This is a genomic window from Lysinibacillus telephonicus (assembly GCF_003966145.1).
Taxonomy (GTDB): Bacteria; Bacillota; Bacilli; order Bacillales_A; family Planococcaceae; genus Ureibacillus; species Ureibacillus telephonicus.
Genome location: NZ_RXNR01000008.1, coordinates 62,196 through 77,932, shown reverse-complemented (window position 1 = coordinate 77,932; position 15,737 = coordinate 62,196). Strand labels below are relative to the sequence as shown.

The 15,737-nt window shown below is 34.3% G+C and carries 14 protein-coding genes; 6 read left to right on the top strand and 8 right to left on the bottom strand.

From position 1 onward, the window contains the following. Positions 1-133 precede the first annotated feature (133 nt). The 6 genes from EKG35_RS04310 to EKG35_RS04285 form a co-directional block, all read right to left on the bottom strand. Complete coding sequence (locus tag EKG35_RS04310; protein ID WP_126293100.1) at positions 134-1,408, bottom strand: TRAP transporter large permease; 1,275 nt, start codon at positions 1,406-1,408, stop codon at positions 134-136. Further along, the gene (locus EKG35_RS04305) at positions 1,409-1,903 is read right to left on the bottom strand and encodes a TRAP transporter small permease (protein ID WP_126293099.1); all 495 of its coding nucleotides are present in this window, start codon (positions 1,901-1,903) and stop codon (positions 1,409-1,411) included. It lies immediately after the preceding gene. A gap of 120 nt (positions 1,904-2,023) precedes the next feature. Continuing rightward, a complete protein-coding gene (gene dctP / locus EKG35_RS04300; RefSeq protein ID WP_126293096.1) occupies positions 2,024-3,043 on the bottom strand; it encodes a TRAP transporter substrate-binding protein DctP in 1,020 nt (339 codons plus the stop codon). A gap of 273 nt (positions 3,044-3,316) precedes the next feature. Then, on the bottom strand, positions 3,317-4,396 hold the full coding sequence (locus tag EKG35_RS04295) for an NAD(P)-dependent alcohol dehydrogenase (protein WP_126293094.1): 1,080 nt from the start codon (positions 4,394-4,396) through the stop codon (positions 3,317-3,319). After that, entirely contained in the window at positions 4,371-5,381 is a 1,011-nt protein-coding gene (locus EKG35_RS04290) for a zinc-dependent alcohol dehydrogenase (RefSeq protein WP_246020170.1), read from the bottom strand. The genes EKG35_RS04295 and EKG35_RS04290 overlap by 26 nt, the downstream gene beginning before the upstream one ends. A 63-nt stretch (positions 5,382-5,444) precedes the next feature. After that, positions 5,445-6,875, bottom strand: coding sequence for an NAD-dependent succinate-semialdehyde dehydrogenase (locus tag EKG35_RS04285; RefSeq protein ID WP_126293091.1), 1,431 nt, complete (start codon positions 6,873-6,875; stop codon positions 5,445-5,447). 216 nt (positions 6,876-7,091) lie between these two features. Between EKG35_RS04285 and EKG35_RS04280 the strand changes: the two genes are divergently transcribed. From EKG35_RS04280 to EKG35_RS04265, 4 genes are read left to right on the top strand one after another with little or no spacing between them, the layout of a single operon-like run. Next, entirely contained in the window at positions 7,092-8,105 is a 1,014-nt protein-coding gene (locus tag EKG35_RS04280) for a LacI family DNA-binding transcriptional regulator (RefSeq protein ID WP_126293089.1), read from the top strand. Between the two features lie 49 nt (positions 8,106-8,154). Further along, positions 8,155-9,351 carry a diphosphate--fructose-6-phosphate 1-phosphotransferase gene (locus tag EKG35_RS04275; protein WP_126293087.1) on the top strand — a complete coding sequence of 399 codons (1,197 nt, stop codon included), beginning with the start codon at positions 8,155-8,157 and terminating at the stop codon, positions 9,349-9,351. A gap of 40 nt (positions 9,352-9,391) precedes the next feature. Further along, positions 9,392-10,237 carry a transketolase gene (locus EKG35_RS04270; protein WP_126293085.1) on the top strand — a complete coding sequence of 282 codons (846 nt, stop codon included), beginning with the start codon at positions 9,392-9,394 and terminating at the stop codon, positions 10,235-10,237. Then, positions 10,234-11,181 (top strand): transketolase family protein, encoded by a 948-nt coding sequence (locus EKG35_RS04265; RefSeq protein WP_126293083.1) that lies wholly within the window; start codon positions 10,234-10,236, stop codon positions 11,179-11,181. The genes EKG35_RS04270 and EKG35_RS04265 overlap by 4 nt, the downstream gene beginning before the upstream one ends. Before the next feature lie 137 nt (positions 11,182-11,318). Here EKG35_RS04265 and EKG35_RS04260 read toward each other — a convergent pair whose 3' ends face one another. Next, a complete protein-coding gene (locus EKG35_RS04260) occupies positions 11,319-12,128 on the bottom strand; it encodes a DUF2935 domain-containing protein (protein ID WP_425462048.1) in 810 nt (269 codons plus the stop codon). A gap of 119 nt (positions 12,129-12,247) precedes the next feature. Here EKG35_RS04260 and EKG35_RS04255 point away from each other — a divergent pair, with 119 nt between their 5' ends. Together EKG35_RS04255 and EKG35_RS04250 are read left to right on the top strand one after the other, a co-directional pair. After that, entirely contained in the window at positions 12,248-13,297 is a 1,050-nt protein-coding gene (locus EKG35_RS04255) for a tartrate dehydrogenase (protein ID WP_126293082.1), read from the top strand. A 319-nt stretch (positions 13,298-13,616) separates the two neighbouring features. Continuing rightward, positions 13,617-14,033 carry a DUF1284 domain-containing protein gene (locus EKG35_RS04250; RefSeq protein ID WP_126293081.1) on the top strand — a complete coding sequence of 139 codons (417 nt, stop codon included), beginning with the start codon at positions 13,617-13,619 and terminating at the stop codon, positions 14,031-14,033. 51 nt (positions 14,034-14,084) lie between these two features. On the opposite strand, the gene rlmD is transcribed toward EKG35_RS04250, so the two are convergent. After that, the gene (gene rlmD / locus EKG35_RS04245; protein ID WP_421664638.1) at positions 14,085-15,470 is read right to left on the bottom strand and encodes a 23S rRNA (uracil(1939)-C(5))-methyltransferase RlmD; all 1,386 of its coding nucleotides are present in this window, start codon (positions 15,468-15,470) and stop codon (positions 14,085-14,087) included. Positions 15,471-15,737 lie beyond the last annotated feature (267 nt).

The window sequence follows — 15,737 nt, the reverse complement described above, 5'->3', positions numbered from 1 at the left end:
AAATACAGAGGGATGTCTAACACCATTTATGATTTTAAACATCCCCTCTTTCTATTTACTATTGCAATACTCATATTACGGTTACCCATTTATAAACCTTTTTGAATAGCAGTAATATCTTATTAACAATCTACTACTCAATTAAAGATGGTAACCAAGTTGATAATGCAGGTACAAATGTTATGATAAGAATATCCAATATTAAAATAAATATTAGTGGAATTGCAAATCGAGCAATCCTCATAATTCCTACATTAGTCAATTTTGAAACAACAAACAAATCTATTCCTACTGGAGGTGTAACCAAACCAATTGCTAAGTTACAAACCATAATAGTACCAAAATGAATTGGATCTATTCCTAAGTTAACGGCTGTTCCAAGTAATAGAGGAACTAAAATTAATATTGCAGCACCACCTTCTAAGAACATACCCGCAACTAACAAAATAATATTAACTAAAATTAAGAAAACATATTTGTTCGTTACAAATGAAGATATTGAATCATAAATAAGATCTGGAACACTATTTATACCAATAAAGAATCCAAATACGCCAGCAAAACCTATTACAACCATAATAACAGCACTGCTGACAGCACTTTCTTTAAAAACTTTCCCTAGTTGTGTTAAGTTAAGATCTTTATATATAAAAACTCCAATAAAAATTGAATATACTACAGCCACTACTGATGCTTCAGTTGGAGTGAATACCCCAGAATAAATACCACCTAATATAATTCCAGGCATTAAAATAGCTAAAATAGCTTCTCTAAATGTTTTAACTACACTCGGAAAGTCTTGTTTTTCTTCTCCAACATACCCATTTTTCTTAGCAATAATAAATGCACTTACTAGTAAAGAAAATGTTATTAAAAGTCCAGGTAATATACCTGCAATGAACAAATCCCCTATTGATACTTCTGCAGCAACACCAAACAAAATCATTGAGATACTTGGAGGAATAATTACTCCTAGTGCCCCTGCAACTGCCTGATTTGCTGCAGCATATTCAATTTTATAACCTTTTGCAATCATGGCTGGTATGAGTATAGAACCGATAGCCGCCGTAGTTGCCGCCCCTGAACCAGATATAGCCGCAAAAAACATTGACGTTACAATAGCTACCATAGCTAATCCGCCAGTAAAATGCCCTACTAAAGCTGTTGCAAAATTTACTAATCTTTTTGACATTGTACCTGCGCCCATTATATTTCCAGCCAAAATGAAAAATGGTATTGCCATCAATGGGAAGGAGTTTAAAGCAGTAAAAATCCTTTGCGGAATAATTTCCATTGGTAATGTTTCATGCATCATTATCCCTAGAACGGTTGAAAGTCCCAATGAAAATGCTATCGGTACTCCTAAAAACATGAATACAAATAAGGAAACAAAAAATACTAGAAGCACTTACTTTTCCTCCTTCCCAATAATTTCTTCTATAATGCATGCTATCGAATTTATTAGCAGTAACACACCGCCAAGTGGTAATGAAAGATAAATGTATTCCATTGAAATCTTTAAACTTGGGGCATGCTGATTACTAAAATTTAACGCCATCGAATAGCCATATTTAATAAGAATAATAAATAAAATAATTGAAATTGAATGAATAACAATAATTACTGTCTTTCGTAAATTTCCTTTTACACGTTCTAAAAACATTTCAACTGAAATCAATTCATTGCTTCTTAAAGCAAGCGAAGATCCTATTAACACCATAAAAATTATTAAGAAACGTGATAATTCCTCAGCCCATGATAATGACGATCCAAATATAAACCTAGAAAACACTTGCCAGAAAAGTATTAAAGTTGACATTGCAAAAGAAATAATTAAAAAATACCCCATAAATTTATTAATTACATCTACTAAACGTATATAATTACGCAATACAGCTTTCATAGCCCATCACCCCTCTTTAATAAAAATAAGCGTTTTGCATAATGACTATTTATAAACTTTTAAGAAGTCATCTTTTCATTAGTCCGTGCAAAACGCTTAACTATTTTTTATTAAGCCAAATTAGTAAGACGTGTTTCGAATTTTCTCAATGAATTCTTCCCCTAAAATAGGTGCCCACTTCTCATAAACTGGTTCAACTTTTGCCTTAAAGGATTCTTTGTCTGGTTGTGTTATTGTATTGCCTTCAGATAATAAGAACTCTCTCGCTTCTTCAACTTTATCAATATTTGCTTGTCTTCCTACTTCAACCGCAACTTTTGCAGCTTGTAGCAATGCTTCTTGGTGTTCTGGAGATAATCGATTTAATGTTACAGTACTAACTGCAATAGGAGCAGCACTGAACCGATCTTCTATTTCTGCAACGTAGTCTTGTACTTCGTAAATTTTCGAAGATTTCACAGTCGCTAAAGAGTTTGAATGACCATCAATTACCCCTTGCTGTAAAGCTGTAAATACTTCTGTCCATGCCATTGGTGTTGGTTCTGCTCCAAATGCTTTCCAAGTATCAATTTGTATCTCGTTTTCCTGTACTCTTATTTTTAATTTTTCAACATCTTCTACACTATTAATAGCTTTGTTAGAAGTAGTTGCTACGAAACCGTTTTCAACCCATCCTAAAATTTTTACGTTTGTTGCTTCTTCAAACTTTTTATTTAATTCATTTCCAATTTCACCATCAAGCACTGCATAAACATGTTCTCTACTATCAAAAAGGAAAGGTAAATCGAATGCATTAAATTCTTGTACCCAGTTCCCCATAGGTCCAGCAGATTGTACTGCCAAATCTACAGAGCCTAATCCCATTAATTCAAATACTTCACGCTCTCCACCTAAAGCATTATTCCCATGTATTTTTATTGTCACTTGATTATCTGTTAATTTTTCCAACTCTTCTTTTAATGCATTTGCAGTAATTCCGAATTTTGCATCTTCAGGTTCAGGAATACTTAAATCCAAAACAATTTGTTCCGAAGAAGATTCACTAGCTGCTTGTGTTTCACTTCCCCCACCTTCATTAGATGAACACCCAGCTACGAATAAAGCTAAAACGCATATTAGGAAAAACATTATTTTTTTCATTACATACCCCTCCGTTTTTTAATTCATTGATTCTCCCAAAGAAATTAGATAACAATATGAATGCCAACTTCAAACCTCTAAATTGGCTAAATTTTACGAAATCAACAAGGATGGTTAAGCGCTTAATTTGTTGTATAAAGTTTATCTTTAGAAACCTAAATTACTGCATCCCGTATTTCTTTTACAGTAGCTAATTAAATTTTTTGTTTAATACTTGTTTCAAGATAAAGTATTCAGTTGCTTGATAATTAAAAACAATCTCTATTCGTTTTCTTATTCATCGGCGTTTGGATAAACAATGACTTTAATCGATCCACTACTCAAATCACTTGCAGTTTTCATAGCTTTGCTAATTTCTCCCAGTGGGTAAGTTGATGTTATTACTTCACCGAGAACATCCTTCATTTGTGTTAATACTTTTATACTTAAAGGAAAGGTATTTACATAGCGATAAACAGTTAATAAGTCTACTTCCTTTTGTAGCATTAAAGTTAAGTCTAATGGAGTCTCAGATGTTGGTGGAAAACCAATACTTACAAACTTCCCACCCTTTTTCAATGACAAAATGCCACTTTGAATAGCATGCTTAGAACCTGATGTCTCAATGACTAAATCATAATAGTTATCTTTAATTACTTCACTTGGAACTTGAACTGTTTCTGTTGCACCCAATTTCTTTGCTACTTCTAGTTTGTTTAATAGCATGTCAGTAACAGTTATTTCATCAGCATTGAAATAATTTGCAGCACACACTGTCATTAAACCAACTGGTCCCATTCCAGTAATTAGAACCTTTTTTCCCGGTTGTATATTCGCACGATTTAATGCATGAATTGCAACAGAAAGCGGTTCTGCTAAAGTAGCCTCTTCAAAAGATAAGGAATCTGGAATAGAGAATACAAAGTCCTCAGGATGATTAATGAATTGTCTTAATGTTCCTTTATGAGGCGGAGTAGATAAGAATATCACTTTTTCACAAAGGTTATATTTACCGCTTCGGCAATTCTCACAAGTCTTGCAAGGAATTCCTGGCTCAACTGTCACTCTATCACCGATACTAAATTTAGTAACTTTTTCACCAACTTGAACGATGACACCAGAACACTCATGTCCTTGAATATGTGGGTACTTTACTTGTCTTTTTCCGATATGACCATGTTTATAATAATGAATATCAGATCCACAGATACCCACTGCTTCAACTTTAATAAGAACTTCATTGGGTAATAACCTAGGAATTGTATCGTAACCTACTACAACTTTGGATTGCTCTATTAAATTAGCAACTTGCATTTGTTGATTGCAGCCAACTTCATTTACGGTAGATTCACTCCCAATTACTGTTTTCGTCATACTTAATCAGTACCTTTCCACATTGTTTTTCTTCACAAAGTTGAAATGCTTGTTCCCATTCTTGAAGTTCCATAATATGCGTAATAATAGGTCTTAGATTAATTTTGTTTTGTTTATAAATTTTCATCACCCTATCCCAAGTACTAAACGAATGAGCTAACGAACCATATACTTGTAATTGCTTGTAAAGAATGATGTCATAGTTAAATACAAACTCATTTCCTACAATGCCCACTTGTATATGTTTACCTCTACTTTTCACAAACTCAAAGCAAGAGTTAATTGCAATTGGAGAGCCGGAACAATCAATTGTTACATCTACCCCCGCATGATTCGTTTCTTCTGAGATAACATATTCCAAACTTTCTGTTTGAACATTTATGATTCTGTCTGCACCTAACTCTTTTGCGATTTCTAATCTCTTTGCATCTACGTTTGTACCACTTACTAAAACTCGACAGCCTTTCATGACTAGTAAAGACAAGCATATTAAGCCAATAGGACCTGGGCCTGATAGTAAAACTACATCACCACTTTTAATGTCAGTTAATTCTTCAATTGCTTGAACAGCACAAGCAAGCGGCTCAGCTAAAGCACCTTCTTTAAGTGATACATAGTTTGGTAGTTTATAGACAACCTCTTCTTCAATGCAAAGGTATTTCGTAAAACTTCCGTTTACTCCATGTCCCATCCCACGTCTGCTTTTACAAAACATATAATGACCTGTTTTGCAGTGAATACATGTTCCACAAGTTTTTTGCGTTGATCCAAGTACTGTTACACGATCCCCTAAGGATAATTCTTTTATATTTTTCCCCACTCCAACTACAACACCTGAACATTCATGGCCTAGAATAACTGGTGGATAATTTTTAAAAGTATCATGGAAAATATGCAAATCAGTGCCACAAATTCCTGTGTAGGCAACCTCTATTTTCACTTGATTTTCTTTACAAGTAGGATCATCTATAAATCCTATTTCCATGTTTCCTACACCTTTTTGTTTTTTTATTAGCGCTTTCAAAATAATCACCCGCTTATAAAGTTTTCATTCTAGACCAACTGAAATATATTTAATTTCAAGAAACTCTTCTATACCCCATAATCCACCTTCTCGACCAAGGCCACTTTCTTTATATCCTCCAAATGGTGCTTGAGCTACAGATGGCATGCCATCATTTAAACCGACAATCCCATATTCTAAGTTCTCAGAAATATAAATTGCCTCAGATAACTTCTCTGAAAACACATAAGCTGCTAGACCAAACGGCGTATCATTTGCTCTTTGAATAACCTCTTCATTACTTTCAAAAGTTGTAATTGGCGCTAATGGCCCGAACGTTTCTTCAGACATACACTGCATTTCATCTGTTACATTTGTAATCACAGTAGGCTCTAAAAAATATCCACTTAATTCATTTACTTCATTTCCACCTGTAAGAATTTTAGCACCCTTTTCTACTGCATCTTGCAGCTGCTCTTTTACTTTATTAATTGCGTTACCATCGATTAGCGGTCCAATAACAACACCTTGATCTAACCCATTGCCAATTTTTAATTTCTCAACTTTTTCAACAAATAATTTTGAAAATTCTTCTACAATTTCTTTGTGTACATATATTCGATTTGCACATACACAAGTTTGACCAGCATTACGAAATTTAGATTTTATTAAATGTTCAGCTGCAAGTTGTAGATTTGCATTTTTTGTAATAATAAACGGTGCATGCCCGCCTAGCTCTAAGGAAATTTTCTTTACAGTTCCTGCTGCTTGTTTCATAAGCTCTTTCCCAATTTCTGTAGAACCTGTAAAAGTTACTTTTCGAACTCTACTATCATTCATCCACTCACTGACTATAGCACTTGCATTACCAGTTACAATGTTTATAACTCCTTCTGGAATCCCTGCTTGATGAGCTAACTCTACAAGTCTAATTGCTGTAAATGGAGTTTGTGAGGCAGGTTTTATCACAACAGTACATCCAGCTGCTAAAGCTGGTGCTACTTTTCGAGTAATCATTGCAGCTGGAAAGTTCCATGGAGTAATTGCTGCTACAACACCAACAGGTTGTTTTAAAATGAGTAAGCGCTTAACTAAACTAGAAGGAGGAACCGTTTGCCCGTAAATTCTCTTCCCTTCCTCTGCATACCATGAAATAAAACTATTTGCATACTCAACTTCGCCTATTGCCTCCTGCAATGGCTTCCCCTGTTCCTTTGTCATGATCTCACCAATAATTTCTTTGTTTTCATCGATTAATTGGTGCCAATTCACTAATAACTTTGAACGCTGTTCTGCAGTTAACTTAGACCACGAATCTAGAGCATTATAGGCAGCATCTGCTGCTAATCTAGCTTCTTTTGCATTTCCCTTTGGTACTGATCCTAAAACTTCCTTTGTTGCAGGATTAATTACTTTAATGGTTTCACTAGCTTCCACTGATTTTCCGTTAATGATTATACCTCTTGAAGTTTTCAAAATTTTCACTCCTTTAGGAAAACTAAAGTTTTATCAGAATTATAGATTTATTCTAAAAAGAATGTCAACACTATATTCTTAAATATGAATTGTTTTTCTGTAAAAATCAAAAAAATACTCGACGAATAAATAAAATCGCTTTTTTTAATTTAGTAAAATAAGCTAATATATGTCTATGACAAAATGATTTGAGATTTCATTCGAGGTGAGCAAAACATGAAAGTAAATATTTATGACGTAGCAAAAGCAGCCAATGTATCGATTGCGACAGTTTCTAAAGTTATTAATAATACAGGACGAATTGGAGAAAAAACACGACAAAAAGTATTAGATGTTATAAACGAACTCGAATACAAGCCAAACTTAATAGCTTCGGCTTTAATGGGGAAAAATACTTGTACAATTGGATTTATTTTACCTGATTTGGCTAACCCTTTTTTTTCAGTATTAGCAAGATATGTAGAAGATGTAGCAAGTAGCTTTAATTATAATGTTGTAATTTGCAGTACTGATTACTCTACGGAAAAAGAAGAAATGTATGTTTCACTATTGATGCAAAAAAATGTAGATGGCTTTATTTTGGCCTCTGGTTTTGAGAACTTTGATACGATAAAGAAAATTCAAGAATCGAATATACCAATTGTACTTGTTGCAAGAAATGCACCAAACGGAGATGATCTAAACTTAGTCTCAATTAGCGACTATGATGCCGGATATAATGCTACTACATATTTGATAAGCCAGGGGCATCAAAATATTTCTATCATTGCTAGGGATATTTGGAGTAATAGAGAGCGCTTTAGAGGCTATGTAGATGCAATGAAAAATAATGGATTAATCCCAATGAATGAAATATATTACGCAAAAGAGTCAACGATTCAAGCTGGGTATAATAGCTTACTACAGATAATGGAGGAATCGCAAATTAAGCCAACTGCAATCTTTGCTTGTAATGATTTAATGGCCGCAGGTGCAATAAAATCTTGTAAGAAACTTGGTCTGCAAGTTCCCAACGATATTTCGATTATCGGGTTTGATAATACGATCATAACAGAAATTATTGAACCTCCTCTTACTACAGTTGCACAACCACAAAAAACTATAGCAGTTGAAGCAGTAAACCTTTTAATGAATGCAATTAACGGCGATACAGAAGGACGAAAAATAATACTCGATACAGAAATTATAGAACGTGAAACAGTAAAAAAAATAAAAAGCATTGAAAAATAAAAAAAAAAGATTTATAGTATTTTAAAACCATAGTTAAGCGCTTAACTAAATTGGAGGGATTATTATTTTTTCTTCTGGCAATGCATTAATTATACAATCCGGTGGACCTACCGCTGTTATTAACAGCTCTTTAGTCGGAATTATTGATTCAATCTGCCAAAATTCTAATATAAAAATCTACGGAGCAAAGGGGGGATTTCAGGGGCTTTTAGAAAATTCTTTTATCCGACTTGATACCCTTTCAAAAGAAAAACTAGATAAAATAAAGCATTCTCCTGGAGCAATACTTGGAACATGTCGCTTAAAAATTGATGAGAACTGTTTAAACATACTATTCAACAATTTAAAGGGTCTAAATATTCGTTTTTTGTTTTGCATCGGGGGAAATGGAACTATGTATGTGACTAACTTAATTGGAGAATATGCCCAAAAGAAAAAATATGATTTATATGTAATTGGCGTACCAAAATCCATTGATAATGACCTTTATCAAATTGATCATTCCCCAGGATATATAAGTGCTGCTAAATTTTTAATTTCTTGTTGCAAGGACATAACATTTGATATTTCTAGTTATGATTCCCCCAAAAAAATTACAATAATTGAAACAATGGGGCGAAATACGGGATGGTTAGCAGCTTCATGTAGAATGGCATCAACTATTGATTCTAATGTTAAACAATTAATTTATATACCTGAAATACCTTTTGATTTAGAGAAGTGTTTAGAAAAAGTCGAAAAGTACTATAGGGATAACCACCATACTCTACTTATAGTTTCAGAAGGTATTAAGAATATTAATGGCCAGTTTTTTTCGTCATCGTTAAAGTATGATGCCTTAAAAAGACCTCATTTAGGTGGAGTTTCTTATCAACTAAAGAAATTAATTGATGAGAACCTTGGCCTTAATACTCGCAATATTGATACTAGTATTTGGCAAAGGTGTGGATCACAATATATTTCGACAACTGATTTAAATGAGGCATACTCTTTAGGTTATAAAGCATGGGAGTTGGTTAGAAACCAACAAAATAAAGTTATGATTTCATTAAAAAGAAAAAATGAATCTACTTATAAGCCAATCTTTTTTTTTACTGACTTAGAGAATGTAGCTGGAATGGAAAAGAAATTCCCCTCTAATTGGTACAATATAGAAAATAGTTATGTAACAGATGATATTTTAGATTATCTAAGCCCTCTTCTAAAGGAAGATGAGACGGCTCATTCAATCATAGGAAATTTTTAAATTTTGGTTAAGCGCTTAATCAAATGAAGGAGGTATTTTTATGACAAATAATAAATTGCTTAAATTAAAAGCAACAAATGCTAGAAAGAATTTATTAAAAGTAGTTAATTATGCAGGTGCTGGACATATTGGTGGTCCACTTTCTGCAATCGATATTTTGACAACACTTTATTTCCATGAAATGAATGTTGATCCATCTGACCCAAAAGCTCCAAATCGCGATCGCTTTGTCTTATCAAAGGGACATTCTGCGATTGGTCTGTACTGTGTTTTAGCTGAAAAAGGGTATTTGGAATACAAAGAATTGTTTACATTTGACTCTATTGATTCACGTTTACAAGGACACCCGGACATGAATGCACTACCTTGCATTGAAATGTCCACAGGCTCTTTAGGTCAAGGAATTTCTGCTGCGGTTGGGATGGCTTTAGGAGCAAAGCTAAAAAATGAAGATTTTCGAGTGTATTGTATGATTGGAGACGGTGAATCCCAAGAGGGCCAGGTTTGGGAAGCAGCTTTTATTGCAGAAAAATACAAACTTGATAATTTAGTTGTAATTATCGATTATAACAAGTTGCAACAATATGGTTGGCCTACAATAGATAACCACCGTTTAGCTCCAAATGATAATTTAGAAGAAAAATGGACTGCATTTGGTTGGCATGTATTTCGTATTGATGGCCATTCATACGATGAAATCTCAAAAACCCTTAGTGAAGCAAAAACTATTAAAGGTAAACCCTCTATAATAATCGCGGATACAATTAAAGGAAAAGGAATTAGTTTTATGGAAGGTAATTATTTGTGGCATTCAAAGGTTCCTTCGGATGAAGAATTAGCAACTGCTCTTGAGGAATTGAATACTATAGGAGGTGTTGAACAATGAATTTCTCACAAGTAAAATCCGTTTCTATGCGTGATACCTTTAGCGAAACATTATTAGACGTAGCAAAAACTGATCCAAAAGTTTACGTTTTAGATGGTGATTTAGCAACTTCCACAAAGATTGATAATATCTCAGTTCAGTGTTCAGAGAAATTCTTGCAAATGGGAATAGCTGAGCAAAATATGTTAAGTGTTGCAGCAGGTTTAGCTACTGTTGGAATTCAACCTTGGGCAGTAACTTTCGCTGCATTCATGTCAAAGAGAGCTCTAGATCAAATTCAAGTCCAAATTGCGCAACCAAAGCTAGATGTAAAAATGATTGGTGGATACAGTGGATTATTAACAGGTTTAACTGGGAAATCCCATCAAGCCCTTGAGGATATTGCAATTTTTAGAAGTCTAGCTAATATGATTGTTCTTGCACCGGCTGATGCTGTAGAGACAGCAGAAATCATAAAATGGGCTAATCTTTATCATGGTCCAGTTTATATTCGCTTAGCACGTGATAATTATCCTATTTTATTCGATGCAAATTATAAATTTGAAATAGGTAAAGGTGTAATTCTAAATAAAGGATCAGACGTTACGATTATTTCTACAGGTACAGCAACTAGTCGTTCTCTAGAAGCAGCAAATATATTAAAACAACGTAATATCTCTGCGACCGTTCTTCACTTACCAACAATTAAGCCAATTGACCGTGAAGCTATCATTCAAGCTGCTTCAACAGGGGCAATTGTAACTATTGAAGAACATAGTATTTACGGTGGATTAGGTAGTTCAGTAGCAGAGGTTTTAGTCAACAGTATACCGACTCCTGTAGAATTTGTTGGTGTAAAAGATCGTAATTCAGAATCTGCAAATAATGATGACTTATTAAATAAATACGAAATCTCAATAAATCATATTGTTTCTGCTGCTCTAAAAGTACTTTTAAGAAAATAACAATAAAGAAAGCATCTTTTTTGGTGTGAATTTTACCTTATAAAGATGCTTCTTTACCTATTTAACAGGGAATTTTATATCTTACAAGTTTTTGCTTTACTATTCGAATGCAGGATAAATTTTTTCCAATGTTTTTGTCATGCTTTTGCTGACTGAGCCAGTTTCATTAAGTAATATTGTTCTTCTTTTAACATGTGATCAGCCATTGAGGCAGAAAATATACCTAGCACTTCAGCACTTAATTCTAATTCTTCTAGTTCTTTCAAAAACGTTTTAAACAGCTCTATTTCAATTTCTACATCATTATTAAATTTATTTAGTGCTGGGAATTTCTTCACATTCGAGCGAAGATAACCAGTTAATTCCACTGCCTTTAAATAAAATTGTTCAAAGTGTTTGGTAAAATTTCGACTTTTTTCCTTTAGTCTTTTTTCTACATCATCCATTCGTACGTCAATTGCTCCCGCATGGCCTGCTGCATCTGCCAGCCAAAGTAAATGATGATGTAATTCATGAAAAATTGGAGGAACTTTTCCTGCTTTAAGATAATTTAGAACTCGTTGATACTCCTCTAATTCATTTACCATATGATTGATAAAGGTTGGTGTAAGATGGATATTCATTTGATTTAATAAATGACGTTTTATGATAGATAGCTTAAATTCTTTCAATTGACTAACTAGTGCTTCAACATTTTCCGCAAAAGCAATTGCATTAGATGTGTTTATCTCATCGACTTGCGAAAGAAGATTATCAAAATGTTGAATAAAATAGTTAGCCTTCGCAATATCCTCCTTTTCAGAGGGATATAGTGAATCATGAATAAAACGAGAATGGTCTCCTAGCACCTGAAGCCAAAACCTGTGTTCAAAAACAGCACTTTTTAAATAATTGTCCAAGCCTGTATCATCTCCTTTGGTTTTCTCTTTTACCACTTTATTCGACATATTTAAAAAATATTAGTGAACCTTGAAAATACTATCTTAATAAAGTTTATCGAAACTATTTGCTAAATTATGTTATAGTTAAATAAATTGAAAATTCTATAAACAGGGGTGTTTGAATAATGAATACATATAAAATAGCTGTCATTGAGGGAGATGGCATTGGAAAAGAAGTTGTACCTGCAGCAATTGAAGTGCTAGATACTGTTGCAAAGCTTGATGGTAGCTTTCAATTTGAATGGACATATTTTCCTTGGGGATGTGATTACTATTTAGAGCATGGAGAAATGATGCCAGAAGATGGAATAGAAACATTAAAGCAATACGATCAAATTTTTTTAGGTGCAGTTGGAATGCCAAATATAGTACCCGATCATATTTCTCTTTGGGGCTTACTTATAAAGATTCGTCGAGGCTTAAAACAGTCTATTAATGTTAGACCAGCAAAGCTTTTAGCAGGATTAGAGTCACCGCTTAAAAACCCTCAAAATTTTGATATAACAGTTGTCCGAGAAAATTCTGAAGGTGAATATTCAGATAGTGGCGGCCGAATCCATAATGGGGCAGATGAGATTGCCATTCAAAATGCAATTTTTACCCGTAAAGGAACTGAGCGCGCAATGCGTTACGCCTTCGAACTAGCAAAAAATTCAAATAAGCATGTAACAAGCGCAACAAAATCAAACGGTCTCACTTATTCAATGCCATTTTGGGATGAAGTATTTGAAGAAGTGAAAAAGGATTATCCTGATATTGATACAGCAGTAAATCATATCGATGCCTTGGCTGCCTTTTTTGTTATGAAGCCACAAGCTTTTGATATTATCGTTGCTTCAAATTTATTTGGCGATATTTTAACAGACTTAGGAGGCGCAATTATGGGAAGTATCGGAATTGCCCCTGCTGCAAACTTAAATATTGAGCGTGAATATCCATCGATGTTTGAACCTGTACATGGCTCAGCTCCTGATATTGCTGGACTTGGAATTGCCAATCCAATTGGGCAAATTTGGACTGGAAAAATGATGCTTGATTTCTTAGGTCATCACGAGGCTGGAGCGCGAATCTTAAATGCTATCGAAAAAACATTAGCATCTGGCATTAAAACGGGTGACCTAGGCGGCACTGCCACACTTGCAGAAGTGAAAAATTCAATCATTGGTAACCTTTAATAAAAGTAAAATCCTAACTCTTTATATTTTTGGGTTAGGATTTTTACTTTGTATTAGCTATAATTCGTGCAGGAAGAAATTCACTTTACTTACTGCTTCTTTGGAAGATCAACTTTCGCTCCGATTACTAGTACCTTCGCCATTATGTTTATCCCCCTATTTTTTAAGAAAACTCTTTTCATTTTGTTCTATTATAAATTGGACAATGAGAGAATTTAACTTTCAGTACTCTTTATGCAATGTTATGATAAAAGTATAGGTTAACTTATCCAACAGCGAGGTTTACTTATCATTTAAATTAAAATTAGGTGGGAGAATAATGTTCAAAATAAGAGGCCATCATTTGTTCTGTCTATTAGGCTACCGAGGAATGGGGTATTCAGAGGAATACGTTAAAAATATGACGTATATTCATCAAACTTTGAAAACTAATCCAAATACTTTAGTTCAGCTCGTAAAGGGTCCAGATCAATTGTGTAAAAAGTATCCCAACTCCGGTGAATACCATTGCCAAGATCAAAATATTTACGAAAGAGATGCAGTTATCTTAGAGAAAATGGGTCTTAAAATTGGCGATATTGTGAAATGGGGAGACATTGAAACACGCGTCCGAAAATATGTCGTTCCCACGGATATTCTAACTATCTGTGAGACATGTTCATGGCGGTCATATGGAGTTTGTAAAAAAGGTATTGAAAGAATTCATGGTGGAGAAGGCTTGTGGGAAGTTGAATAAAAACAAAAAACTCGCTAAATCAGAAACGATTTAAACGAGCTTTCCTGCAATCTATAATCTTTCCAGCAATGCCACACACTCTACATGTGTCGTATGCGGGAATAAATCTACCGGCTGAACTGTTTTTAATGTATAGCCAAAAGGTTCAAGCTCCTTAATATCCGTTGCAAATGTATCTGGATTACATGATACATACACAATTCGTTCTGGCTGGCAACGGCCGATTCTTCTCATTACTTTTCCACCTGCGCCTGAACGTGGTGGGTCTAATAATAATAGTTCTGGACTACCAAAGTACTCTAATACTTGATCAAGACCTTTTCTTGCATCTTTTGCTAAGAATGATGCATTATCAATGTTATTATCTTTCGCATTACGTTTAGCAGATTCGATCGATGTTTCAACGATTTCAATACCTACTAATTCACCTACTCTGCTAGCGAACGGAAGCGAGAATGTACCTACTCCACAGAAAAGATCAATCATTTTTTCTGTTTTCTTTGGCTGTCCCATTTCAACAGCTAAATCCACTAATTTTTGAGCCTGTGTTGGATTTGTTTGGAAGAATGTATCAAACCAAACTCGGAAGCGGTAGCCATCCATCTCATCATAAATAAAATCTCGTCCAGCTAACACATGAGTTTCTTCTGATTGCGTACGGTCTGCCCACTGTGTATTTTCAAGCCATAGCAAGCTTTTTACTTGTGGGAACTTATTTGTAATGCGGCTTACTAAGTCCTCTGCTGCCTGTGCAAGATGATCAGCTGGTGCCTCTGTTGCAAATAGAGCAAGCATAATTTCTCCAGTTGCAAAAGATTGTCTAACCATTAAATGACGAAGCAGCCCTTCATGTGCGTCTTTGTTATAGCCTGGCAACTGGTGGCTTTTAGCCCAATCTGCAACTTCCATCGTTGCATCTACCATTACTTCCCCTGCAATTAAGCATGTTTCAAGCGGAATAATTTTTCGGAAGTTACCCTGTTCATGTAAACCTAACGTACCTTCTGGAGAGAAAGTAAACTCCATTTTATTGCGGTAATGCCAAGGCTGGTTCATCCCCATTGTGTCTCGGACTAAACTTGTGTCGAATCCTTGTTCCTCAAGCACTTGCTTCACATGGTTCGTCTTTTCTTGCAACTGCCCTTCATATTCTAAATGCTGCCATACGCAACCACCGCATTTTTCAAAATGCTGGCATGCAGGACCAATTCGCTGCGGATGTGCCTCTAGAATTTCCTCTGCCATTACTTTTTTTCTTCTTTTGAATTTCTGATCGACATCCACAAGTATACTCACTTTTTCACCAGGCAATGTTTGTGGAATTGTAAATCTTAATTTTTTCGGATTACCAAGTTCATTTTCACGCCAAATGACAGCTTGCCCCGAACCTTTTTCATCAAGTCTGTTTATTTCAACAACCATTTTTTCTTGTTTCATAATGGTCAATTCTTGCTCCTCCTTATTTACTACCTAGTTTCTTTTATATTTTAAGAATATCGTTTTTTATAGATTAATAAATCTAGCTACCATATCCAGTAATACACATTATCTCATTATAAAGGACAAATGATAAATATGAAATCAAATCATTGTTAGTATTTATTAGCAAGTTTGAAAATGGATTATTTATACTTAATCCTCAAAACAATCAGATTTTTTTAAAAAATAGTATATTTAAATATAAATACTTGTTTCATAATTTAA

Coding starts and splice junctions, on each gene's coding strand:
- EKG35_RS04305 (WP_126293099.1), bottom strand. CDS start 1,903: ATGAAAGCTGTATTGCGTAATTATATACGTTTAGTAGATGTAATTAAT.
- dctP (WP_126293096.1), bottom strand. CDS start 3,043: ATGAAAAAAATAATGTTTTTCCTAATATGCGTTTTAGCTTTATTCGTA.
- EKG35_RS04295 (WP_126293094.1), bottom strand. CDS start 4,396: ATGACGAAAACAGTAATTGGGAGTGAATCTACCGTAAATGAAGTTGGC.
- EKG35_RS04290 (WP_246020170.1), bottom strand. CDS start 5,381: ATGGAAATAGGATTTATAGATGATCCTACTTGTAAAGAAAATCAAGTG.
- EKG35_RS04280 (WP_126293089.1), top strand. CDS start 7,092: ATGAAAGTAAATATTTATGACGTAGCAAAAGCAGCCAATGTATCGATT.
- EKG35_RS04270 (WP_126293085.1), top strand. CDS start 9,392: ATGACAAATAATAAATTGCTTAAATTAAAAGCAACAAATGCTAGAAAG.
- EKG35_RS04265 (WP_126293083.1), top strand. CDS start 10,234: ATGAATTTCTCACAAGTAAAATCCGTTTCTATGCGTGATACCTTTAGC.
- EKG35_RS04260 (WP_425462048.1), bottom strand. CDS start 12,128: ATGTCGAATAAAGTGGTAAAAGAGAAAACCAAAGGAGATGATACAGGC.
- EKG35_RS04255 (WP_126293082.1), top strand. CDS start 12,248: ATGAATACATATAAAATAGCTGTCATTGAGGGAGATGGCATTGGAAAA.
- EKG35_RS04250 (WP_126293081.1), top strand. CDS start 13,617: ATGTTCAAAATAAGAGGCCATCATTTGTTCTGTCTATTAGGCTACCGA.
- rlmD (WP_421664638.1), bottom strand. CDS start 15,470: ATGAAACAAGAAAAAATGGTTGTTGAAATAAACAGACTTGATGAAAAA.